The sequence below is a fragment of the Streptomyces sp. R818 genome (assembly GCF_056172735.1).
This window is the reverse complement of sequence record NZ_JAOCNE010000006.1, coordinates 394,770-416,638: the sequence shown is the minus strand read 5'-3', so window position 1 is coordinate 416,638 and position 21,869 is coordinate 394,770. Positions and strand designations below refer to the sequence as shown.

Here is a 21,869-nt window from a genome sequence, read left to right as displayed (position 1 = left end):
TGTCACCCTCCTGCGAACGGCGGGAGCACCTCGACCGTGCCGCCCTCGGCAAGCCGTACCGTCTCATGCCCGCGGGTCCCCACGGGATCCCCGTCGATGAGGAACGAAGAGCGCTGCAGCACCCGTACGAGATCACCGGGGTGGCGCGTGCGGGCCGCGTCCAGGGCCGCGGCCAGGGTCTCCGCGTCGTACGGTTCCTCGGCGACGCCGGCGGCCGCTTTGGCCGCCGCCCAGTAGCGGATCGTGCCCTGAGCCATGGAGGCGGCTCCTCTCCTCGTGTGCGGTCGGCGTCCTATTGTGCGGCACCCGCGGTGGCGGCCCACGCCCCGATCCGCCTCAGCAGCGCGTCGCTCGCCGCGTGCTCGGCGTGGCCCATGCCCGGCTCCAGCCACAGTTCGGCGCCGCCGTCCGCCGCCTCGGCGAGCATCCGGGGGTGGTCGACGGGGAAGTACGGGTCGCGGTCGCCGTGCACGACGAGCAGCGGCGTCGGCGCGATCAGCGGGACCGACTCGACCGGCGACAGCGGCACCGGGTCCCAGTCGTAGGGGTGGATCCGGGTCCGGAGCCCGAGCCGGCCGACCATGCGGCCCGTGGGCCGGGTCACCACCCAGTGCAGCCGCCGCATCGGGGCCGTGCCGCGGTAGAACCAGCGGGCGGGAGCGCTGACCGCGACGACCGCGTCAGTGCGCGCTTCTGTGCGCCCCCTGTGCGACGCGGCATGCCGGAGAACGACGGAACCGCCCATCGAGAACCCGACCGTCACCACGCGCGCGTGGCCGAGCGAGCGCGCCCACTCGACGACAGCGGCGAGATCGAGCACCTCGCGGTCGCCGACGGTCGAGCGTCCACCGGAGCGGCCGTGCCCCCGGAAGGAGAACGTGATCACGGCCGCATGCTGGGCGAACACCGCCGCGGCGCGCCGTACGTGCGGCCGTTCCAGATCGCCCGTGAAGCCGTGCGCCAGCACGATCACGGGGTCGTCGCCGGGCGCCGGACCGGGCTCGTAGGCCGCCTCGATGGCGACCCCGTCCGGTGTCCGCAGCATCACGCGCCGTGTCCGTTCAGTGATCGGCCGCACAGAAGATCCGCTCTCGTCATCTGCCGGACCCCAAGTCATGTGGGCTATTGTGCTGTGAAGAGGACTCGGGCAATGCAGCCCCCGGGTCCTTTTGTGCTTTCACGAGCACACCTCAGCACCACCCAGTACCACCCCAGCACCACCACGAAGAAGTACGAAGCAGTGCCGCAACGTCCTCGCAGGGACCGAGGAGGAACCAGACGTTATGGGCCAGCGAACCGTGCACGAACGTATGACGACCCGGGTAGGTGGGGCGCGATGAGCTCTCTGCTGCTCCTCACCAACGCCCTCCAGCCGTCGACGGAGGTGCTCCCCGCGCTCGGCCTGCTCCTGCACAACGTGCGGGTCGCCCCCGCCGAGGGCCCCGCACTCGTCGACACCCCGGGTGCCGACGTCATCCTCATCGACGGCCGCCGCGACCTCCCGCAGGTCCGCAGCCTCTGTCAGCTGCTGCGCTCCACGGGCCCCGGCTGCCCCCTCGTCCTCGTCGTGACGGAGGGCGGCCTCGCCGCCGTCACCGCCGACTGGGGCATCGACGACGTGCTCCTCGACACGGCGGGCCCCGCCGAGGTCGAGGCCCGGCTGCGGCTCGCGATGGGCCGCCAGCAGATCGTCGCCGACGACTCCCCCATGGAGATCCGCAACGGCGACCTCTCCGTGGACGAGGCGACGTACAGCGCCAAGCTCAAGGGCCGCGTCCTCGACCTCACCTTCAAGGAGTTCGAGCTCCTGAAGTACCTGGCGCAGCACCCCGGCCGCGTCTTCACGCGCGCGCAGCTGCTCCAGGAGGTGTGGGGCTACGACTACTTCGGCGGCACCCGCACCGTCGACGTGCACGTACGGCGCCTGCGCGCCAAGCTCGGCCCCGAGCACGAGTCGCTGATCGGCACCGTGCGCAACGTGGGATACCGCTTCGTCACCCCGGAGAAGCCGGAGAAGAAAGCGGAGAAGAAGGCGGAGAACGCGTCGGAGGACAAGGCCGGGAAGAAGGCCGAGCCGGGCGCCGACGGCAAGGCGGAGACAGGCGCGCGGAAGAGCGAGCGCACCGCCGTTTCCGCGGAGGCGTGAGAAGGGGGCGCACGCCCTGCCCACGGCGGGTTCCATCCGCGTAGACTCCGCGCGTGGCCAAGGTGACTCGGGACGACGTCGCGCGACTGGCGGGTACTTCGACCGCCGTCGTGTCCTACGTGATCAACAACGGACCCCGGCCGGTCGCCCCGGCCACGCGCGAGCGGGTGCTCGCCGCGATCAAGGAGCTGGGGTACCGCCCCGACCGGGTCGCCCAGGCCATGGCGTCGCGGCGGACCGACCTCATAGGCATGATCGTGCCGGACGCGCGCCAGCCGTTCTTCGCGGAGATGGCGCACGCCGTGGAACAGGCGGCGTCCGAGCGCGGGAAGATGGTCCTCGTCGGCAACTCCGATTACGTGGGCGACCGCGAGGTGCACTACCTGCGCGCGTTCCTCGGTATGCGGGTGTCGGGGCTGATCCTCGTCAGCCACGGCTTCAACGATCTGGCCGCCGCCGAGATAGAGGCGTGGGACGCGCGCGTGGTGCTGCTGCACGAGCGGCCCGAGTCGATCGACGACGTCGCCGTCGTCACCGATGACGTGGGCGGCGCCCAGCTCGCCACCCGCCACCTGCTCGAACACGGCAACGCGTACGTGGCGTGCCTAGGCGGCACCGCGGAGACCCCGTCCGTCGGCGACCCGGTCTCCGACCACGTCGAGGGCTGGCGCCGCGCGATGCAGGAGGCGGGCCTGCCCACCGAGGGCCGTCTTTTCGAGGCCCCGTACAACCGCTACGACGCCTATCAGGTGGCGCTCGGGCTGCTCGCCGGGCCCGACCGGCCGCCCGCCATCTTCTGCTCCACCGACGACCAGGCCATCGGCGTGCTGCGGGCCGCGCGCGAGCTGCGCATCGACGTGCCGGGCGAACTGGCCGTCGCCGGGTTCGACGACGTGAAGGAGGCGGGCCTCACCGACCCGCCGCTGACCACGGTCGCCTCGGACCGCTCGGCCATGGCACGCGCCGCCGTCGACCTGGTCCTCGACGACTCCCTGCGCGTCGCCGGCTCCCGCCGCGAACGCCTGAAGCTGTTCCCGTCCCGACTCGTGGTCCGGCAGTCCTGCGGCTGCGCGTGAAGCGGTCACAGCCGCAGGACCAGGGGTGCGGGTTCGGACGGCTCAGAACAACAGGTTGTACTGGCTGAAGCCGGTGCCCAGGCTCTTGCGCGCGCCGAAGACATCGGCCGACGCCTTGTTGGTGCCGGGGTAGAGCCACAGCGTGCCGCCCGAGTCACGGGCCATGACGTCGGCGATGCCGTCACCGGTCACGTCGCCGTTGCTCACGTACGCGTTGAAGTTCCAGCCGGTACGCGCCTGGATGCGGGCGGCGAACGGGGTGTGCTCGACCTGCGTGCCCCGGTAGAGGTAGAGGACGCCGGAGCTGTTGCGCACGAGCAGGTCGGCCTTGCCGTCGCCGGTCAGGTCGCCGCGGCCGAAGACCTTGACGCCCTTCCAGGACTTGTCGACGACCTTGACCTTGCCGTAGAACTCGCCGTCGCCCTTGCCCGGGTAGAGGTAGGTGGAGCCGTCGGCGTCGACCGCGACGAGGTCGGGGCGGGAGTCGCCGGTCATGTCGCCGGGGATCGCGTAGGACTTGTAGCCGCCCCACACCGACGTGATCTGCATCCACTCGAAGGCGTCCGAGGCATGGTCGTAGTAGCTGCGGTACAGCTTGCCGTCGGTGCTGTCGCGGACGATCACGTCCTGGTAGAAGTCCCGGTCCAGGTCGGCCTGGAGGGCCCAGGTGGCGTACTGCCAGCCGTCGCCCTGGAAGGCGCGGGTGGTGAGCGAGGTGCCCTTGCTGTCCTGTTCGAACAGGTTGCCGGAGGGGGTGCGCGCCAGGAGGTCGGCGCGGCCGTCGAGGGACAGGTCCGTGTCGTCGATGCGCGGCTGCGCCGCCCAGACGTACGGGGCCACCTTGGTGAAGACCGGGTAGGCGCCCTCGGCGGTGCAGCCCGCGACGCCCCACGAGACGATGCCGACGACCTTGCCGCCGACGATCACCGGGCCGCCCGAGTCACCGCTGCACGGGCTCTGCGTGCCGGCGTCCGTGCCCGTGGCGGGGGTGCCCGCGCAGAACATCGAGCCCTCGACGAAGTCGTCCTCGCCGAGGACCGAGCGCATCGCGCTGTCGCAGGTGGAGTCGGCGACCATCGGCAGGGTCGCCTTGCGCAGGGTCGCCGACAGGTCCGCGTCGTCGGCGCCCGAGGTCAGGCCCCAGCCGTAGACGGTGGCGGTGGTGCCCGCCTTGTACGAGGCGGTGTCGTTGCTCTGGGTCAGCTTGGTCCACTGCTGTTCCAGGGGGCGGTCCAGGGTGAGGACCGCGATGTCGTGCTGGGTGGTCGCGCTGTCGTAGCGCGGGTGGTTCCACTGGCGCCAGACGCCCGCGACGGTGCCGTTCGCGTCGTCGAGCAGCCCGGAGGCGCCGGCCACGACCGCGCCGTTCGCCTTCCAGTCGAGACCGGCGACGCAGTGGGCCGCGGTGAGGACCTTGTTCGGGGCGACGAGGGTGCCGCCGCAGAAGTAGCCCTCGTCCGCCGCCTCGTCGTAGTACGAGAGCTGCACCATCCATGGTGCGGACGAGATCGACGTCGTGGTGCCGCCGATGATGAACGGGGTCTTCTTCGGCTTCGTCTCCGGCGTCGCCTGCGTCTTCGCGGCCTCGACGACCCGCTCGCGCAGAACGGAGTCGGGGGCGGCGGGCGCCGGGTTCACGGCCCCGGCGACGGCGGCCGCGTCGGGCAGTCCGGGCGGGGTGCCGGCCGCGCCCGCGGGCTGCGCGGAGAGGACACCGGCGCAGGTCAGGGCCAGCGCGAGAGCGGCCGTGGGCAACGCCGTGACGGGGCGTCTCCAACGGCCGCGGTGAGCACGTATCACTCAGGGCTCCTGGTGTGACGAGTTCGCACACGGGTTCGTGCACGGGCGGGGATCGTAGGCATCGGCAGCCGCCCCCCACACGGTGTTCACACAGGTCCGGAAAGTGTTGGTCCGGGGCACTCCGCGATCACACCCCACGGCCACCCGCCGTTCGCCCGCCCCGCGCTCCTTTATTTCGGGCAAACAGGGTTCTGCCGGGACTCTCAGGGCGCGCTCAGGTGGCTCTCATGTACGGGCCACACGCTTGTCCCATGACCGAGAGCTTCCGCCACAGCGGCGAGTACCAGCAGGACAGCACCGCCCCGCAGCAGTCCCCGTACTCGGGGAGCGCCCCGTACGGGGGGAGCGCCCCGTACGCGGGGAGCGCCTACCCTCCCCCGCCGTCGTACGAGCCGTCGTCCGCCTCGTCGTACGAGTCGGGGCAGACCGCTCAGTTCGCGGCGTACGGGCCCGAGGCGCAGGCCCCGGCCGACGCCCTCGCCTCCGCTCCCGCCCCCGCTCCGAAGAAGCGCAAGCGGCTGCGCGGGCCGGTCGGGCTGCTCGCCGCCGTCGCCGTCGCGGCGGCCGCGGTCGGGGGCGGTACCGCGTACGCCTTCCAGGAGCTGAGCGGCTCGGACACCACGGCGTCCAGCTCGACCAGCACCACCGTCGTGCCGAGCAGCCAGAAGGGGACCGTCTCCGGGGTCGCCACGGCGGTCAGCCCCTCGATCGTCGAGGTCAACGCCTCGCTGTCGTCGGGTTCCTCCACCGGTTCCGGCGTCATCCTGACCAGCGACGGTGAGATCCTCACCAACAACCACGTCATCTCCGGCGCCTCCTCGATCAAGGTGCAGACGAACGACGGGAAGTCGTACACCGCCGAGGTCGTCGGCACCGACAGCAAGAAGGACCTCGCGCTCATCAAGCTGAAGAACGCGTCAGGGCTGAAGGCCGCCACGCTCGGCGACTCCTCCGGCGTCGCGGTGGGCGACCAGGTCGTCGCCATCGGCTCCCCCGAGGGCCTGACCGGCACCGTCACCAGCGGCATCGTCTCCGCGCTCAACCGCGACGTCACCGTCTCCACCGACGAGGGCCAGCAGCAACAGCAGCAGGGCGGCTCCGGCGGCCAGTGGCCGTTCGAGTTCGGCGGCCAGGAGTTCAACGGCGACACCGGCTCCTCCACGACCACGTACAAGGCGCTGCAGACCGACGCGTCCCTCAACCCCGGCAACTCCGGCGGCGCCCTCATCGACATGAACGGCAATGTCATCGGCATCAACTCGGCCATGTACTCCGCCAGTTCCGGCTCCTCCGGCTCGTCGGGGGACTCCTCCAGCGCGGGCAGCGTCGGGCTCGGCTTCGCCATCCCGATCAACACCGTCAAGGCCGACCTCGACACGCTGCGCGCCGGGGGCGCCGACAACTGACCGTCCCCCGAACCGGGAGCACCTCATGATCCGTACCGTCCGTCATCCCGCGGGGACCGCCACCGCCGGCCCCGCCGGCCTCTCCCTCGCCCTCACCGTCGTCTCCGCCCTGCACCCGCCCGTCACCCGCGCGCCCGAAGTCGTGCCGACGGCGACGCGCCGCGCCGTACGCGGGCGTCGCGCCGTCGTGCGAGGCTGAGGGCCTGTCTCCGAGAGACGTTCCCGCCCGCCCCCACCGTTGTGAAGGAAGCGCAGCTCATGAGCCCCGCCGAAGGCGACCGCGACCCGCACCGCATCCTCATCGTCGACGACGAGCCCGCGGTGCGGGAGGCGCTCCAGCGCTCCCTCGCCTTCGAGGGCTACGCCACCGAGGTCGCCGTCGACGGCGCCGACGCACTGGAGAAGGCCGCCGCCAACCGGCCCGACCTCGTCGTCCTCGACATCCAGATGCCGCGCATGGACGGCCTCACCGCCGCCCGTCGCCTCCGCGCCACCGGGTCCACCACCCCGATCCTCATGCTCACCGCCCGCGACACCGTCGGCGACCGGGTCACCGGCCTCGACGCGGGCGCCGACGACTACCTGGTCAAGCCGTTCGAACTCGACGAGCTGTTCGCGCGGGTGCGGGCGCTGCTGCGGCGCAGCGGGTACGCGGCCGCTGCGGTCGGGGGGGTCGATGACACGGATGTCCTGTCGTTCGCCGACCTGCGCATGGATCTGGCGACCCGGGAGGTCACGCGGGGCGAGCGGACTGTTGAACTGACCCGTACGGAGTTCACGCTCCTGGAGATGTTCCTGGCCCATCCGCGTCAGGTCCTCACGCGTGAGCAGATCCTCAAGGCCGTGTGGGGCTTCGACTTCGAGCCGTCGTCCAACTCGCTCGACGTGTACGTGATGTACCTGCGGCGCAAGACCGAGGCCGGGGGTGAGCCGCGGCTCGTCCACACGGTGCGGGGTGTGGGGTACGTGCTGCGGTCCGGCGGGGCCGAATGAGCGGGGTGCTCCGCAGGGTGCGCGGGTTGCCGTTGCGGTCGCGGCTGGCGCTGCTGGTCGCGGTCGCGGTTGCGGCGGCGGTTGCGGCGGTGGCGGTGACGTGCTGGTTCATCACGCGGGACCAGCTGTACAACCAGATGGACAACAACCTCCGGACCGAAGCGACGTCCGTCAAGACGTCCCAGCTGCAGTTCATCCAGGCCACGTGCAACTCGGGGACATCGCCGGGAAGCCAGGGCTTCCCGGGCCCGACGGTGCAGATCATCCAGTCGGACGGTACCGCGTGCACGTCCCCCGGGGACCCCAAGATCCCGGTGCAGGACTCCGACGTGGCGGTCGCCCAGGGCACGAGCGACTCGGCGGAGCACACCACCGAGGCCGAGGACGGCACGGCCATGCGTGTCGTGACGCTGCCCGCTGTGGACGGAGACCGCAACCGGCTGCCGCAAGCCGTGTCGATCGCCAGCCCGATAAAGGAAGTCACCAGGCCCCTCACCACGCTGGCCTGGGTCCTCCTGGCCGTAGGCGGCATCGGTGTTCTCGGTGCCACCGCCGCCGGGCTCTGGATCGCCCGGACCGGGCTGCGGCCCGTCGACAAGCTCACCGAGGCCGTCGAGCACGTGGCCAGGACCGAGGACCTGACCGTCCGTATCCCGGTCGACGGGGACGACGAGATCGCCCGCCTGTCCGCGTCGTTCAACTCGATGACCGCCTCACTCGCCTCCTCCCGCGAACTGCAGCAGCAGCTCATCGCCGACGCGGGCCACGAACTCCGTACGCCGCTGACCTCGATGCGGACCAACATCGAACTGCTCACCCGCAGCGAGGACACGGGCCGCGCCATCCCCCCGGACGACCGCAAGGCGCTGATGGCGTCGTTGAAGGCGCAGATGACGGAGCTGGCCGCGCTGATCGGGGATCTCCAGGAGCTGTCCCGGACGGGGCTCAGCGCGGGCGACGGCCCCGTCAAGGTCGTCTCCCTGCACGAGACCGTCCGCAGCGCCGTCGAACGCGCCCGCCTGCGCGGCCCCGAGCTGACCATCGACGCCGAGCTGGCCCCCTGGTACGTCCGCGCGGAACCGGCGGCACTGGAGCGGGCCATCGTGAACCTCCTGGACAACGCCGTGAAGTTCAGCCCGGAGAAGGGGACCGTCGAGGTCCGTCTGATGCGCGGGACGCTCACCGTCCGGGACCACGGGCCCGGCATCCCCGCCGATGAACTCCCGTACGTCTTCGACCGGTTCTGGCGCTCCCCGACCGCCCGCGCGCTGCCCGGCTCCGGGCTCGGTCTGTCGATCGTGGCGCGGACGGTGGAGGCGAGCGGCGGCGAGGTCGCGCTCGCGGCGGCGGACGGCGGCGGGACGGTCGCGACGATGCGGCTGCCCGGCGCGCCCACGCCGCCGCCGGAACTCCCCTGACCTCAGCGGCCCACCGAAAGACCCGCCCCCGACAGGTCCACCCTGATCCCGTCCCTCTCCACGTGGACGTCGCGCAGACGTACGTAGCCGTGGTCGCCCGGCAGCTTCGGCAGGTGGAACGCGAGGGAGAGCCGGTCGGCGAGTTGCGGGCGGGTGAGCTGGGAGAGGCCCTTCAACAGAGCAGGGTCGAGGCCCAGCTTCTGGAGCAGCCACGGGTGGTCGAGCGCGATGTCGACGAGGTTCATCCTCATCAGGCTGTGCACGAAGCGGGGCGCGCCCGTCACCTCACTGACCTTCTTGTCGCCGCGCAGGGCCTGTCGGACGGCCGAGTCGGGCACCCCGGCGCGGTGCGCGATCGCCGGGATGGCGAGCAGCCGCTTCGCCTTGTCCGTCTCCTCGGTGATCCGGCGCACCGAGGCGGCGCTGAGGTGCAGGCCCTCGTCGGCGCGGGTGCCGGGGCGGTAGGTGGCGAGGCCGCCGAGGTCGAGGCGCATGCCGTCGATGTCGGTGGCGATGCCGGACGCGCCGAGGCGGCGGATCGTGGCGTCGGCCCTGACGTGCACGTCGTGTCCGGCGACGGGCAGGGTGCCGCGGGCGAGGACCCGGTCGCGGCCGTGCCCGGTGAAGGTGACCTGCGAGGCACCCAGCTCGCGGTTCATGTCGGCGAAGCTGAGCAGCACCTCGCCGTGCATGGCGTCGACGTACGCGCCGCTGATGTCGGTGGGGCCCGAGCCCTCGATCCGTACGTCGTGGGCGGTGGCCGAGACCTTGGCGAGGGTGACGCGGTCGGCGGCGACGTCGGGGACGGTGATCTTCATCTCGTCCACGCGGCGGTCGGCGAGCTGCGTGAGGAAGGGGAACCCCTCGATCTCGACCTCGGGCGCGGCGGTCAGCTTCAGCTCCTTCTTGAGCTGTTGCGCGGCGCGGTGCTCGGCGTAGAGGACGGCCCAGCGGTCGGCGAGGACGAGGAACGCGGTGAGGACGCAGACCGCGATCACGCCTTTGACGGCGAACGAGAGCCCGGCGAACCGGTTGCGGCGGCGGCCGCGCCCGTGGTCGGGCGGCTGCCACGCGTCGTCGGGGTCGTCCGCGGCGGGCGGCTCGCTGTGCAGCACCTCTTCGAGCGGGTTCTCCGGCGGGTCGGCGAGAGCGGCCAACTCCTCGTACGGGTTGCGGTAGTTGGTTATGCGGTGGGGGGTACGCATCGGGCGATTCCACCACACACCCCCACCGTCCGGGCAAGCGGCCTTGACCAACGAACGGGGTGGCCCACGGTCAACCGTAGGCCACCCCATGTTTCCCCGCTCTACCCGGTTACTTCACGATCGTGATCCGGTCCGCCTTCGGCGGGGCGATCGGGTTCGCGGCCGAGGAGTTGGCGGTCAGGTAGTCGTTGAACGCCTTCAGGTCGTCGGCGCCGACCAGCGGGTTCTTGCCCTGGCCGAGCGCCGCGAAGCCGTCGCCGCCGCCCGCGAGGAAGGAGTTCATCGCGACGCGGTAGGTGGCGGCGGGGTCGATCGCCGCGCCGTTCAGCCTGATCGAGTCGACGACGACGCGCGCGGCGCCGGACTTGGTCATGTCGAGGGTGTACGTGAGCCCCGCCGACGGCTGGAGGATCTTCGGCGAGGCCTCGTTCGAGCCGCTGACCTGCTGCTGGAGCGCGGTGATGAGCTGCTCGCCGGTGAGGTCGGCGAGGTTGACCGTGTTGCTGAACGGCTGGACCGTGAACGCCTCGCCGTACGTCACGACGCCGTCGCCCTCGCTGCCGCTCGCCTTGTAGACGAGGTCGGAGCGGACGCCGCCCGGGTTCATCAGCGCCACGGACGCCTTCGGGTCGAGGGTCTTGGCGTGGGCGAGCTGCGCGTCCGCGATGAGGTCGCCGAGCGGCTCCTCCGGCGTACCGGCGCCACGGCCGGGGATGTCACCGGAGATGTAGCCGACGGCCTGGTTCGAGACGGGCGCGGCGAGCTTGTTCCAGCGGCCGATCAGCGCGGTCATGTCGGGCGCCTTGGGCTGGGTGCGGGTCACGACGTGGTTCACCGACTTCGCCGACATCGAGGACTTCACGGACGTGCGCACGACGTCCTTGGTGCGGCGGTCGTACGTGAGGGCCGTGTCCGTGTAGAGCTTTCCGTAGGACGACGCCGAGGTGACCATGCGCGGGTTGCCCGCCGGGTCGGGGATCGTGCACACGTACGCGTTGTGCGTGTGGCCCGTGACCAGCGCGTCGACCTTCGGCGTGATGCCCTTGGCGATGTCGACGATCGGGCCCGAGACGCCGGAGCCGGCGCCGGACGCGTCGCAGTCGTAGTTGTACGAGGACGAGGCCGGCACCCCGCCCTCGTGGATCAGGGCGACGATCGACTTCACGCCCTGCTTGTCGAGGATCTTGGCGTACTTGTTGACGGTCTCGATCTCGTCGTGGAACTTCAGGCCCTTGACGCCGTCCGCCGACACGATGTTCGGCGTGCCTTCGAGGGTGACGCCGATGAAGCCGACCTTCACGCCCTTGTGCTTCCACACCCAGTACGGGGCGAGGATCGGCTTGCCGGTCTTCTCGTCCGTGACGTTCGCCGCGAGGTAGGGGTAGTCCGCGCCCTGGAACTTCCGGCCCTTCTCGAAGCAGCCGTCCTTGGGGTGGCAGCCGCCGTTCTGGATGCGGGCCAGCTCGGTGGCGCCCTCGTCGAACTCGTGGTTGCCGACGCCGGTGACGTCCAGGTCGAGCTTGTTCATCGCCTCGACGGTCGGCTCGTCGTGGAAGAGGCCGGAGAGCAGCGGGCTCGCGCCGATCAGGTCACCGGCGGCGGCCGTGACGCTGTACGGGTGCCCCTTGCGCGCCGTGCGCAGCGACGTGGCCAGGTACTCGACGCCACCCGCGTCGACCTGCTTCGTCGTGCCGTCGGCCTGCTTCTCGGTGACCTGGCCCGACGATCCGGCCGGCGGCTCCAGGTTGCCGTGGAGGTCGTTGAAGGACAGCAGCTGGATGTCCTGGTAGCGGCCCTGGTCGTGCTTGCCGTGCCGCTCACCCTTGTCGTGGGCCGCGCTCGCCGGAAGCGCGGCGATCAGCGCACCGGCCGTGGCGAGGGTGGCGACCGCGCCGAGCGTGGCCTTGACGCGGCGGCGGACCGGGCGGGGCCCCGCGCCGGAAACTGGTCTGAATGTGGGCATACGTCCCCCTGGGGCCGAGTGCGACTAGTGCTGACCTACTGGTGGTTTTGCTGCTGGTTTTACTGCTGGACTTGCTGCTGTCGGCGTGACAGCGGGAAGCCTAGAGTCAACGCGCGTAGCGCAACAGGGGGTTGCTGGTTACGAGCTGGTTGCCGCTGGTTGCCGCCACCTGGCCACGGGTCCGCCGTACCCTCGACCCCATGACCACCGACCCCGCCTCCACCAGCGATCCGGCCCGCCCAGGACGCCAGATCGAGACCCTGTCCGCCCTGACCGACGCGCAGGCCGCGACCGTCCTCGCGCTGCTCACGGACGCCGCCCGCGCCGACGGCCAGCAGGCCGTCTCGGAGCAGGGGCGGCTGCAACTGCGCGGCGGGGAGCGCGAGGGCGTGCACCACCTGCTGCTCACCGTCGACGGCGAACTGCTCGGGTACGCGCAGCTGGAGGACACCGACCCGGTCGAGGCCCCGGCCGCCGAGCTGGTCGTGCACCCCGGCTTCCGCGGGCGCGGGCACGGGCGGGCGCTCGGCGCGGCGCTCCTGGCCGCCTCCGGGAAGCGGCTGCGGGTGTGGGCGCACGGCGGGCACGGCGCGGCCCGCCACCTCGCGCAGGTGCTCGGCCTGTCCCTGTTCCGCGAACTGCGCCAGATGCGGCGCCCCCTGACCGGCCTGGACCTGCCCGACCCCGTACTGCCCGCGGGCGTCCGCGTCCGCACGTTCGTGCCGGGGCAGGACGACGCGGCCTGGCTGGCGGTGAACGCGGCGGCGTTCGCGCACCACCCCGAGCAGGGCTCCCTCACCCAGCGCGACCTCGACGACCGCAAGGCGGAGCCGTGGTTCGACCCGGCGGGCTTCTTCCTCGCGTTCAAGGGCGACGAACTGGTCGGCTTCCACTGGACGAAGGTGCACGCCGAGGAGCGGCTCGGCGAGGTGTACGTGGTGGGCGTCGCCCCGGGTCAGCAGGGCGGCGGCCTCGGCAAGGCGCTGACCACGACGGGCCTGCGCCACCTGGCCGCGGCCGGGCTGCCGACGGCGATGCTCTACGTCGACGCCGACAACAAGGCGGCGGTGAGCGTGTACGAGCGGCTCGGATTCAGCACGCACGAGACGGACCTGATGTACCGCACGGAGTCCTGACCAGCACCTTCTACCCCTGGGGGTGACGTCGCTTGACGTCACCCCCTCTCTTGCATCACCCTTTCACTACTTGATTAGTGAAAGGGGGGTACGCCAGTGGGCGAGCGGGAGTACGTGATCGAGTTCCGGATCGACCGCCACAGCGGCGTCGCCACCTACCTCCAGATCGTCCACCAGACGGAGCAGGCCCTGCGGATGGGCCTGCTCGAACCCGGCGACAAGCTGCCCACGGCCCGCGAGGTGGTGGAGGCGACGGCCATAAACCCGAACACCGTGCTCAAGGCCTACCGCGAGCTGGAGCGTTCCGGACTCGTCGAGGCCCGCAGGGGCCTCGGCACCTTCGTGCGCAGATCCCTCGGCTCCGCAGCGGCCGACTCACCGCTGCGGGCGGAGCTCGACGACTGGGCGGGACGGGCACGGGAGGCGGGGCTCGACCGCGAGGACGTGGCCGCCCTGTTCGGCAGCGCGTTGGACACACACTTCGGCACCACCAGCACCACCAAGGGGACTGCATGAGCACGGCCATCGAGGCGACCGGCCTCGGCAAGCGGTACGGACGGCTCGGCGCCGCCGCCCTCGACGACTGCTCGTTCCGGCTGCCGGCCGGCCGGATCAGCGCCCTCGTCGGACCGAACGGGGCGGGCAAGTCCACGCTCCTCGCCATCGCCGCGGGCCTGCTGCGGCAGAGCGCGGGCCGGATCGAGGTCCTGGACGGCACTCCCGGCCAGGCACGCGCGAAGGTCGCCTACCTCTCCCAGGACAAGCCGCTCTACCCCCAGCTCTCCGTCGCGGACACCCTGCGCATGGGCGCCGAGCTGAACCCCGGCCGCTGGGACGCCGCGTACGCCGCGAGAATCGTCGAGCAGGGCGCTCTCGACCCGCGGGCCCGGGTCCGCTCGCTCTCCGGCGGCCAGCGCACCCGCGTCGCGCTCGCCCTGGCGCTCGGCAAGCGGCCCGAGCTGATGCTCCTGGACGAGCCGATGGCCGACCTGGACCCGCTCGCCCGGCACGAGCTGATGGGCACGCTCATGGCGGACGCCGCCGAGCACGGCACCACCGTCCTGATGTCCTCGCACATCGTCGCCGAGCTGGCCGACGCCTGCGACCACCTGCTGCTCCTCGGCGGCGGCCGGATCCGGCTGGGCGGCGGCATGGACGACCTGACGGACGCGCACAGCCTCGTCACCGGGCGCGGCGACCTGTCCGGCCACACGGTCGTCGAGTCCCGCGCCTCGGGCCGCGGCGTCACCGCCCTGATCCGCCGCGACGGCCCGCTCGACGCGAGCTGGCAGGTCCAGGAACCCTCCCTGGAGGAGCTGCTCCTGGCCCACCTCCGGGCGCCCGACGCCCCGGCCCTGCTGACCCCGGGCACCACCGCCCGCACCACCACGGGATCGGCGGTGTCCGCATGAGCACGACGACCCTGGAGCGGCCCGGGTCCGCCGCCCGGAAGCCCCGGCGCACCCCGCCCGGCCCCGACGGCCTGGTCTGGACGGTGCTGCGGCTGCACCGCACCGCCCTGTGGATGTGGCTCGGCTACCTCGCGATCACGGTCGGCCTGCTGCTCTGGCTGTGGGGGCCGGGCTCGTCGGAAGCGCGAGAGGCGTTCGACGCGTTCGGCTACCGGGGAGCGCAGGGCAACGCCTTTCAGGGCCTGTCCTCCACCGTCCCCCTCTTCGGCTCCTTCGACGCCGTTTTCTACAACCCGCTGTCGCTGACCCGGATCGCGGCGGTCGCCGTCGCCGTGTTCGCGGCGGGTCCGCTGATCGCGCGGGAACTGGAGTCGGGCACCGCGCAGCTCGCGTGGACGCAGTCCGTGACCCCGGCCCGCTGGCTGGCGGCCAAGCTGGCCGTCCCCGCCCTCTTCATCACGCTCGGCACGGCGCTCGTCGTCCTCCTCTACCAGGGGGTGTGGGACGCGCGCGGCCACCTCCTCGTCGCCGGGATCGGCCCGCGCGACTTCGCTTTCTCCATCGGCCCGGCGACCGTGGCCAATGCTCTGTTCGGTTTGGCGTTCGGCGTGCTCGTCGCCCTGCTCGTCCGCCGTACGCTGCCCGCCCTCGCGATCGCCGGGATCGGCCAGTACCTCGCGGGAGCCCTGCGCTCCAACTCCTGGCCGTTCCAGGGCTGGTACCAGCAGCCCGAGCTGGCCGTCCACAGCAAGGCGATCACCTCAAGCGGCGCGGAGACCGGCGACCCCGGCTGCTACGAGGACCTGAAGTGCCTCGCCGAGCACCACGTCACCGGCTTCACCCGGCACTACCTGCCCTCCCCCGACTACTGGCCCCGCCAGCTCACCGAGACGGGCCTCCTGCTGGGCCTCACCGTGCTCGCCGTCGCGGCCGCCTTCCTCGTCCTGCGCCGCACCCAGCCCAAGGGAGCCTCCGCATGAGCCTCGCGCTGCCCCGCCCCCGGGGCCTGACCTGGACGGTGCTGCGCCTGCACCGGATCGCCCTGTGGCTGTGGACCGGGTACGTGGCGGTGGCGGCGGGGGTGCTGCTGTGGCTGTGGGGGCCGGGGTCGGACGGGCTCGTGCTCCGCGGACACTGCGGGACGGGTGACGGCTCGCAGTCGTGCTTCGCGGCCGGACCGGGCGCCGCCTCGTACACCACCGCGCTGACCGCCGTGGACGCCTCGCTGAGCACCCTCCCCCTGCTGGTCGCCGTCTTCGCGGGCGGCGTCCTCCTCGGGCGCGAGCTGGAGCGAGGCACAGCCCAGCTGGCCTGGACGCAGTCCGTCACGCCGGCCCGCTGGCTCGCCGCCAAGCTGGGGCTGCCCGCACTGCTCCTCATCGCCGGCACCGGGCTCCTGCTCGCACTGCGCCGGGCCGTCGCCGCCGCCGCACCCGGCCTCAACGACAACCAGTGGTGGACCGGCCCCTCCTACAACATCCTGGGGACCACGGCCGTCGCCCTGCCTCTCCTGGGCCTCGCCTGTGGCGCGCTCGGCGCCGTGCTCCAGCGCAAGGCGGGCAGCGCGGCGGCCTTCTCCGGCGTGCTCACGCTCCTGCTGGCGTTCTGCGCCGATGTGCTGCGTCCGCACATGTGGCCCACCAGCACCGTGACGGGCGGCGTCCGGGAGGGCTACGTCTCCTTCCGGGGCGAGGTCACGGGCGACGGCGCGATCACCGGCTCGGGCGCGCACATCGCCGACCCCCTGTGCGTCGGCGACAGCGCCTGCCTCGCCGAGCACGACATCACGGGCTTCTACACGGAGGGGCACCCGCCCGCCCACTTCTGGCCCCTCCAACTCACCGAAACCGCCCTGCTCCTGGCCCTGACCGCCCTGGCCGTAACCCTCACCTACCGCATCCTGCGCAGAAGAATCGCCGCATGACAGGCACCCCGCCAGGGGCGCGGGGAACGGCGCGGGAAGAGGCCACCGACCGGCACCCGGGGGCAACCCTCAACCGTCGCGGCGCCGAACCGACCCCCCGAACAAAAACCCGCCCGCGCCATGCCCGCCCCCGGGACGTCATGTCACCGTAACCAGCGATTCAGAACGCCTTGACACGCTCACGGAATGCAGCGCCCCGCCCCCGACCCCGCGCAGACCCCGGACCCCGACCGCCCGGGCCGCCTCCACGCCGCGCCCGGACGGGCCCTCGCGCGGAAGAATGGGGCCATGAGCCAGCCGAGTCAGTCGAACGCCGCCCAGGACCCGACCACCTCCGCGCCGCAGGCCACGGCGGCCCCGCAGCCGTCCGTGGGCTCGCTCGCCGCGCACCGCCCGCAACCCGTGGCGGGAGCGGACTACGACCGCACGGCCGCGAAGCTCGCCGGGATCGTCGCCGACATCGACGCGGACCCGGACGACTACGAGGACGAGTACGCGGGTCAGGACGCGAGCGGCGCCGAGCTGCCGCAGGGCCGTTTCCTGGACCGCGAGCGCAGCTGGCTGGCGTTCAACGAGCGGGTGCTCGAACTGGCCGAGGACCCGAACACCCCGCTCCTGGAGCGCGCCAACTTCCTGGCGATCTTCGCCTCGAACCTCGACGAGTTCTTCATGGTCCGGGTGGCGGGGCTGAAGCGCCGCATCGCGACCGGCGTGGCCACCCGCTCCGCCTCCGGGCTCCAGCCCCGCGAGGTCCTGGAGCTGATCTGGAACCGCTCGCGCGAGCTGATGGCGCGGCACGCCGCCTGCTATCAGGACGAGGTCGCCCCGTCCCTGGCCGACGAGGGCATCCACGTCGTGCGCTGGAACGAGCTGACCGAGAAGGAACAGGCCCGGCTCTACACCCTGTTCATGCAGCAGATCTTCCCGGTGCTCACGCCCCTCGCGGTCGACCCGGCGCACCCGTTCCCGTACATCTCGGGTCTCTCCCTCAACCTCGCGGTCGTGGTCTCCAACCCGGTCTCGGGCCACCGGCACTTCGCCCGCGTCAAGGTCCCGCCGCTGCTCTCCCGTTTCCTGGAGGCGTCCCCGCAGCGCTACGTCCCCATAGAGGACGTCATCGCCGCCCCGCGCCACCTGGCGGAGCTGTTCCCCGGCATGACCGTCGAGGAGCACCACATGTTCCGCCTCACCCGCAACGAGGACCTGGAGGTGGAGGAGGACGACACCGAGAACCTGCTCCAGGCCCTGGAGAAGGAGCTGATGCGGCGCCGCTTCGGACCGCCGGTGCGCCTGGAGGTCGAGGAGACCATCGACTCCGAGGTGCTGAGCCTCCTCGTGCGGGAGCTGAAGATCAGCGAGGCGGAGGTGTACCCGCTGCCCGGCCCGCTCGATCTGACCGGCCTCTTCTCGATCGCGGGCCTGGACCGGCCGGAGCTGAAGTACCCGAAGTTCGTCGCGGGCACCCACCGCGATCTGGCCGAGGTCGAGTCGTCGTCGGCGCCCGACATATTCGCGGCGCTGCGCACCCACGACGTCCTGCTCCACCACCCGTACGACAGCTTCTCCACCTCCGTCCAGGCGTTCCTTGAGCAGGCGGCCAACGACCCGGACGTGCTCGCGATCAAGCAGACGCTGTACCGGACGTCGGGCGACTCCCCGATCGTGGATGCGCTGATAGACGCCGCGGAGGCGGGCAAGCAGGTCCTCGTCCTGGTGGAGATCAAGGCCCGCTTCGACGAGCAGGCCAACATCAAGTGGGCGCGGAAGCTGGAGGAGTCCGGCTGCCACGTCGTCTACGGGCTCGTCGGTCTGAAGACGCACTGCAAGCTGTCGCTCGTCGTGCGCCAGGAGGGCGACCAGCTCGTCCGCTACTCGCACGTCGGCACCGGCAACTACCACCCGAAGACGGCCCGGCTCTACGAGGACCTGGGGCTGCTCACCGCGAACCAGGAGGTCGGCGCCGACCTCTCCGACCTCTTCAACCGGCTCTCCGGCTACTCGCGCCGCGAGACCTACCGCCGCCTCCTCGTCGCCCCGAGGTCCCTGCGCACGGGCCTGGTCACGCGGATCGAGAAGGAGGTCCAGCACCACCGCGCGGGCCGCCCCGCGTACGTCCGCATCAAGGTCAACTCGATGGTCGACGAGGCCGTCATCGACGCGCTCTACCGCGCGTCGCAGGCAGGCGTCCCGGTCGACGTGTGGGTGCGCGGGATCTGCGCGGTGCGGCCCGGCGTCGCGGGCCTGTCCGAGAACATCCGGGTCCGCTCGGTCCTCGGCCGCTTCCTGGAGCACTCCCGGGTCTTCGCCTTCGGCAACGGCGGCGAGCCCGAGGTGTGGATCGGCAGCGCCGACATGATGCACCGCAACCTCGACCGCCGCATCGAGGCCCTGGTCCGCGTCGAGGACCCGGCCCACCGGGCGGCCCTCAGCCGGCTGCTCGAGACGGGGATGTCCGACAACACCGCCTCCTGGCACCTCGGCCCGGACGGCGACTGGACCCGGCACGCGCTCGACGCGGACGGGCGGCCCCTGCGCAACGTACAGGAGATGCTCATAGACGCCCGGAGGCGCCGGCGTGGCACAGCGACACCTTGAATCCGTCCCGGCCCCTGCCGCCGCCGCGGACACCGCGGACTCGGCCCTCGCGTCCTATCTGCGGGACCAGGCCACCGAGTTCCTGCGGGCGCTGCGCCAGCACCGCGAGAGCGGCGCGGCCGGGGAGACGGCGTGCGCGGCCCGCGCCCTGCGCCGCGCCGCCCGCCGCATCAGCGGCACCCTGCACACGTTCCGCCCGCTCCTGGACGCCGACTGGTCCGACGCGCTGCGGCCCGAACTGGCCTGGCTGTCCGGCACCCTGGCGCAGGAGCACGCGTACGCGGACCGCCTGCTGCGGCTGAACGACGCGCTGCACCGGCTCACGACCGTGACCGCGCGCCCCGCCGTCCACCACCCCGCCGTACGGTCCGACACCGGGGCGCCCCCGGCCCGCGAGACCCTCACCCTCGGCGCCGCGAAGGCCGCCGCCCTCCTCGACCGCCAGCTGACCCTCGCCAAGACGCGCGCCCACAGCACCGCGCTGGGCGCCCTCGGCTCGTCCCGCTTCCACGCCGTCGCGGACAATGTCGCCGTGCTCGCCAGCGAGGTCCCGCTGCGCGGCGCCGACACCGGGCTGAAGAAGCTCGCGACAGCCGCCGAGTCCCGGCTCACCGAGGCGGTCGCCGCCCTGCACCCGGCCGGCCACCCGTACAACCCGGACGCGGACACGCCCTGGCACCACGTACGGCTGCTGCTCCGGCTGCACCGGTACGCCCAGGAGGTCGCCCTCGGCACCCCGGCGGGCGGCGGACGCTCCGCCGACGACGAGGCGGCGCACGCCCTGAACGCCCACCGCGACGCCGCCGAGGCCGCGGCCGCCGCCGCCCAGGCGGCCCGCACCCCGCGCATCGCGCCCGCGACCGCGTACGCCCTGGGCGTGCTCCACGCCGACCAGCGCCATCAGGTGGATGCCTCCAGAACCGCGTTCCGGCAGGCATGGCAGCGAGAGACAGTGGGAACCCCGTGACCGTGCGCCATGACGACATCGAAGACAACACGCACACCGTCCGCGCCGCGGGCTGCGTCCTGTGGCGCCGCTCGCCGTTCGACGACGGCCTGGAGATCTGCCTCGTCCACCGGCCCAAGTACGACGACTGGTCGCACCCGAAGGGCAAGCTGAAGCGCGGCGAGTCCGAACTGGACGGCGCGCTGCGCGAGGTACGGGAGGAAACCGGCCAGGAGTGCGCCCCGGGGGCCACTCTGCCCACCGTCCGTTACGTGGCCGCGGGCCGCCCCAAGACGGTCGCGTACTGGGCGGCCGAGGCGACGTCGGGCACGTTCACCCCGAACCGCGAGGTCGACCGCGTCCTGTGGCTCCCCCCGGCGGCGGCCCGCAACCGCCTGACGGAGCCCCGCGACCGCAAGCTCGTCGACGCTCTGCTCACGGCCCTCCACGCCCACCTGACGTAATCGCTCCGTGACCTAACCACACCGCCCGCTTAGGTTCACCCTCCGTTCATTCACGGCCATCGGTCACTTCACCTGATCTGCCTAATTTCGGCCGTGGACGGTGAGTCCCCGCGACAAGGGACCCGCTCACCGTTCACTGAGAAATCCGAGACATACGCAGACTTCGCACGCCGCCACGGACGACAAGAGGCCGGCGGCTCCTGGAAGGAACATCCGAAGGTGAAGCTTCAGCGCAAGAACCGGCTCCGCGCCCTCTCCCTCGGCGCTCTCGCCGTCTCCGGCGCCCTGGCCCTCACGGCGTGCGGCTCCGACGACACCGGCAACACCAGCGGCGGCGGCGCCAGCTCCTCCGCCAAGGCGGACGGCTCGAACATCAAGTGCGACGACGCCAAGGGCCAGCTCCTCGGCATCGGCTCCTCGGCGCAGGCCAACGCCATCGACGCCTGGCGCCAGTCCTTCGCCCAGGCCTGCTCGGGCGTGCAGATCAACTACAAGCCCGACGGTTCCGGCGCCGGCGTCACCGCGTTCAACCAGGGCCAGGTCGCCTTCGCCGGCTCCGACTCGGCGCTCAAGCCCGACGAGGTCACCGCCTCCAAGAAGGTCTGCAAGACCGGCCAGGGCATCGACCTGCCGATGGTCGGCGGCCCGATCGCCGTCGCCTACAACGTCTCGGGCGTCGACAACCTCGTCCTGGACGCGAAGACCCTGGCGCAGATCTTCGACTCGAAGATCACCAAGTGGGACGACGCGGCCATCAAGAAGCTCAACCCCGACGCGAAGCTGCCGTCCACCAAGATCCAGGCGTACCACCGCTCGGACGAGTCCGGCACCACGGACAACTTCACCAAGTACCTGAAGGCCGCTTCCCCGAGCGACTGGAAGTACGAGGGCGGCAAGGCCTGGCAGGCCAAGGGCGGCCAGTCCGCGCAGGGCTCCTCCGGCCTCGCCCAGCAGGTCAAGCAGACCGACGGCGCCATCTCCTACTTCGAGCTGTCCTACGCCAAGGACGGCGTGAAGACCGTCGACATCGCCACGGGCGCCGCCGCCCCGGTCAAGGCCACCACGGAGAACGCCTCCAAGGCGATCGCCGACGCCAAGATCATCGGCACCGGCAAGGACCTCGCCCTGGAGCTGAACTACGCCACCAAGGCCGAGGGCGCCTACCCGATCACCCTGGTCACGTACGAGATCGTCTGCGACAAGGGCAACAAGGCCGACACCCTCGCCGCGACCAAGTCCTTCCTGACCTACACGGCCTCCGAAGAGGGCCAGGCCGCCCTCTCCGACCTGGGCTACGCGCCGATCCCCACGGAGATCAACGCCAAGGTCCGCGAGACCGTCGCCAGCATCAGCTAGCCCGCGTGCGGGCCACCCCCACCAGCGGG

General features: G+C 71.9%; 20 protein-coding genes. 15 read left to right on the top strand and 5 right to left on the bottom strand.

Going from position 1 to position 21,869, the window contains the following annotated elements; all coding sequences use genetic code 11:
* Positions 1–2: 2 nt before the first annotated feature.
* Both N5I75_RS18225 and N5I75_RS18220 read right to left on the bottom strand, forming a co-directional pair.
* Positions 3–257, bottom strand: coding sequence for a MoaD/ThiS family protein (locus N5I75_RS18225; RefSeq protein WP_394432828.1), 255 nt, complete (start codon positions 255–257; stop codon positions 3–5).
* Between the two features lie 35 nt (positions 258–292).
* Complete coding sequence (locus tag N5I75_RS18220; RefSeq protein ID WP_476678801.1) at positions 293–1,117, bottom strand: alpha/beta hydrolase; 825 nt, start codon at positions 1,115–1,117, stop codon at positions 293–295.
* A gap of 219 nt (positions 1,118–1,336) precedes the next feature.
* Here N5I75_RS18220 and N5I75_RS18215 point away from each other — a divergent pair, with 219 nt between their 5' ends.
* Positions 1,337–2,146 carry a response regulator transcription factor gene (locus N5I75_RS18215; RefSeq protein WP_476678800.1) on the top strand — a complete coding sequence of 270 codons (810 nt, stop codon included), beginning with the start codon at positions 1,337–1,339 and terminating at the stop codon, positions 2,144–2,146.
* Positions 2,147–2,199: 53 nt separating this feature from the next.
* Positions 2,200–3,222 carry a LacI family DNA-binding transcriptional regulator gene (locus N5I75_RS18210; RefSeq protein WP_476678799.1) on the top strand — a complete coding sequence of 341 codons (1,023 nt, stop codon included), beginning with the start codon at positions 2,200–2,202 and terminating at the stop codon, positions 3,220–3,222.
* A 42-nt stretch (positions 3,223–3,264) separates the two neighbouring features.
* Here N5I75_RS18210 and N5I75_RS18205 read toward each other — a convergent pair whose 3' ends face one another.
* Positions 3,265–5,022, bottom strand: coding sequence for a trypsin-like serine protease (locus tag N5I75_RS18205; protein WP_476678797.1), 1,758 nt, complete (start codon positions 5,020–5,022; stop codon positions 3,265–3,267).
* Positions 5,023–5,273: 251 nt separating this feature from the next.
* Here N5I75_RS18205 and N5I75_RS18200 point away from each other — a divergent pair, with 251 nt between their 5' ends.
* Genes N5I75_RS18200 through N5I75_RS18185 form a run of 4 tightly spaced genes read left to right on the top strand, consistent with a single transcriptional unit; the run spans position 5,274 to position 8,839 of the window.
* Positions 5,274–6,428: a S1C family serine protease gene (locus N5I75_RS18200; RefSeq protein ID WP_476678795.1), complete on the top strand. Its 1,155-nt coding sequence runs from the start codon at positions 5,274–5,276 to the stop codon at positions 6,426–6,428.
* A gap of 25 nt (positions 6,429–6,453) precedes the next feature.
* The gene (locus tag N5I75_RS18195; RefSeq protein ID WP_476678793.1) at positions 6,454–6,627 is read left to right on the top strand and encodes a hypothetical protein; all 174 of its coding nucleotides are present in this window, start codon (positions 6,454–6,456) and stop codon (positions 6,625–6,627) included.
* A gap of 59 nt (positions 6,628–6,686) precedes the next feature.
* Complete coding sequence (locus N5I75_RS18190; protein WP_476678791.1) at positions 6,687–7,421, top strand: response regulator transcription factor; 735 nt, start codon at positions 6,687–6,689, stop codon at positions 7,419–7,421.
* Positions 7,418–8,839 carry a HAMP domain-containing sensor histidine kinase gene (locus tag N5I75_RS18185; protein WP_476678789.1) on the top strand — a complete coding sequence of 474 codons (1,422 nt, stop codon included), beginning with the start codon at positions 7,418–7,420 and terminating at the stop codon, positions 8,837–8,839. The genes N5I75_RS18190 and N5I75_RS18185 overlap by 4 nt, the downstream gene beginning before the upstream one ends.
* Positions 8,840–8,841: 2 nt before the next feature.
* Here the strand turns inward: N5I75_RS18185 and N5I75_RS18180 are convergent, their stop codons facing one another.
* Together N5I75_RS18180 and N5I75_RS18175 are read right to left on the bottom strand one after the other, a co-directional pair.
* Complete coding sequence (locus N5I75_RS18180) at positions 8,842–10,044, bottom strand: LmeA family phospholipid-binding protein (protein WP_476678788.1); 1,203 nt, start codon at positions 10,042–10,044, stop codon at positions 8,842–8,844.
* A 109-nt stretch (positions 10,045–10,153) separates the two neighbouring features.
* Entirely contained in the window at positions 10,154–12,007 is a 1,854-nt protein-coding gene (locus tag N5I75_RS18175; RefSeq protein ID WP_476678786.1) for a bifunctional metallophosphatase/5'-nucleotidase, read from the bottom strand.
* A gap of 200 nt (positions 12,008–12,207) precedes the next feature.
* Here N5I75_RS18175 and mshD point away from each other — a divergent pair, with 200 nt between their 5' ends.
* From mshD to pstS, 9 genes are all read left to right on the top strand, one after another.
* A complete protein-coding gene (gene mshD, locus N5I75_RS18170; protein ID WP_476678784.1) occupies positions 12,208–13,143 on the top strand; it encodes a mycothiol synthase in 936 nt (311 codons plus the stop codon).
* A 114-nt stretch (positions 13,144–13,257) separates the two neighbouring features.
* On the top strand, positions 13,258–13,659 hold the full coding sequence (locus N5I75_RS18165; protein WP_476679534.1) for a GntR family transcriptional regulator: 402 nt from the start codon (positions 13,258–13,260) through the stop codon (positions 13,657–13,659).
* Positions 13,656–14,555, top strand: coding sequence for an ABC transporter ATP-binding protein (locus tag N5I75_RS18160; RefSeq protein ID WP_476678783.1), 900 nt, complete (start codon positions 13,656–13,658; stop codon positions 14,553–14,555). Before N5I75_RS18165 ends, N5I75_RS18160 begins: the two co-directional genes overlap by 4 nt.
* Positions 14,552–15,535, top strand: a complete 984-nt coding sequence (locus N5I75_RS18155; RefSeq protein WP_476678781.1) for a hypothetical protein — start codon at positions 14,552–14,554, stop codon at positions 15,533–15,535. The genes N5I75_RS18160 and N5I75_RS18155 overlap by 4 nt, the downstream gene beginning before the upstream one ends.
* Entirely contained in the window at positions 15,532–16,479 is a 948-nt protein-coding gene (locus tag N5I75_RS18150; RefSeq protein WP_476678779.1) for an ABC transporter permease, read from the top strand. The genes N5I75_RS18155 and N5I75_RS18150 overlap by 4 nt, the downstream gene beginning before the upstream one ends.
* 288 nt (positions 16,480–16,767) lie before the next feature.
* Positions 16,768–19,074, top strand: coding sequence for an RNA degradosome polyphosphate kinase (locus tag N5I75_RS18145; RefSeq protein WP_476678777.1), 2,307 nt, complete (start codon positions 16,768–16,770; stop codon positions 19,072–19,074).
* Positions 19,055–20,041 carry a CHAD domain-containing protein gene (locus tag N5I75_RS18140; RefSeq protein ID WP_476678776.1) on the top strand — a complete coding sequence of 329 codons (987 nt, stop codon included), beginning with the start codon at positions 19,055–19,057 and terminating at the stop codon, positions 20,039–20,041. Before N5I75_RS18145 ends, N5I75_RS18140 begins: the two co-directional genes overlap by 20 nt.
* A complete protein-coding gene (locus tag N5I75_RS18135) occupies positions 20,011–20,484 on the top strand; it encodes an NUDIX hydrolase (protein WP_476678774.1) in 474 nt (157 codons plus the stop codon). Before N5I75_RS18140 ends, N5I75_RS18135 begins: the two co-directional genes overlap by 31 nt.
* 219 nt (positions 20,485–20,703) lie before the next feature.
* Positions 20,704–21,840: a phosphate ABC transporter substrate-binding protein PstS gene (gene pstS / locus N5I75_RS18130; RefSeq protein ID WP_476678772.1), complete on the top strand. Its 1,137-nt coding sequence runs from the start codon at positions 20,704–20,706 to the stop codon at positions 21,838–21,840.
* Positions 21,841–21,869: the final 29 nt, after the last annotated feature.

Coding starts and splice junctions, on each gene's coding strand:
- N5I75_RS18225 (WP_394432828.1), bottom strand. CDS start 257: ATGGCTCAGGGCACGATCCGCTACTGGGCGGCGGCCAAAGCGGCCGCC.
- N5I75_RS18220 (WP_476678801.1), bottom strand. CDS start 1,117: ATGACTTGGGGTCCGGCAGATGACGAGAGCGGATCTTCTGTGCGGCCG.
- N5I75_RS18215 (WP_476678800.1), top strand. CDS start 1,337: ATGAGCTCTCTGCTGCTCCTCACCAACGCCCTCCAGCCGTCGACGGAG.
- N5I75_RS18200 (WP_476678795.1), top strand. CDS start 5,274: ATGACCGAGAGCTTCCGCCACAGCGGCGAGTACCAGCAGGACAGCACC.
- N5I75_RS18195 (WP_476678793.1), top strand. CDS start 6,454: ATGATCCGTACCGTCCGTCATCCCGCGGGGACCGCCACCGCCGGCCCC.
- N5I75_RS18190 (WP_476678791.1), top strand. CDS start 6,687: ATGAGCCCCGCCGAAGGCGACCGCGACCCGCACCGCATCCTCATCGTC.
- N5I75_RS18185 (WP_476678789.1), top strand. CDS start 7,418: ATGAGCGGGGTGCTCCGCAGGGTGCGCGGGTTGCCGTTGCGGTCGCGG.
- N5I75_RS18180 (WP_476678788.1), bottom strand. CDS start 10,044: ATGCGTACCCCCCACCGCATAACCAACTACCGCAACCCGTACGAGGAG.
- N5I75_RS18175 (WP_476678786.1), bottom strand. CDS start 12,007: ATGCCCACATTCAGACCAGTTTCCGGCGCGGGGCCCCGCCCGGTCCGC.
- mshD (WP_476678784.1), top strand. CDS start 12,208: ATGACCACCGACCCCGCCTCCACCAGCGATCCGGCCCGCCCAGGACGC.
- N5I75_RS18160 (WP_476678783.1), top strand. CDS start 13,656: ATGAGCACGGCCATCGAGGCGACCGGCCTCGGCAAGCGGTACGGACGG.
- N5I75_RS18155 (WP_476678781.1), top strand. CDS start 14,552: ATGAGCACGACGACCCTGGAGCGGCCCGGGTCCGCCGCCCGGAAGCCC.
- N5I75_RS18150 (WP_476678779.1), top strand. CDS start 15,532: ATGAGCCTCGCGCTGCCCCGCCCCCGGGGCCTGACCTGGACGGTGCTG.
- N5I75_RS18145 (WP_476678777.1), top strand. CDS start 16,768: ATGAGCCAGCCGAGTCAGTCGAACGCCGCCCAGGACCCGACCACCTCC.
- N5I75_RS18135 (WP_476678774.1), top strand. CDS start 20,011: ATGGCAGCGAGAGACAGTGGGAACCCCGTGACCGTGCGCCATGACGAC.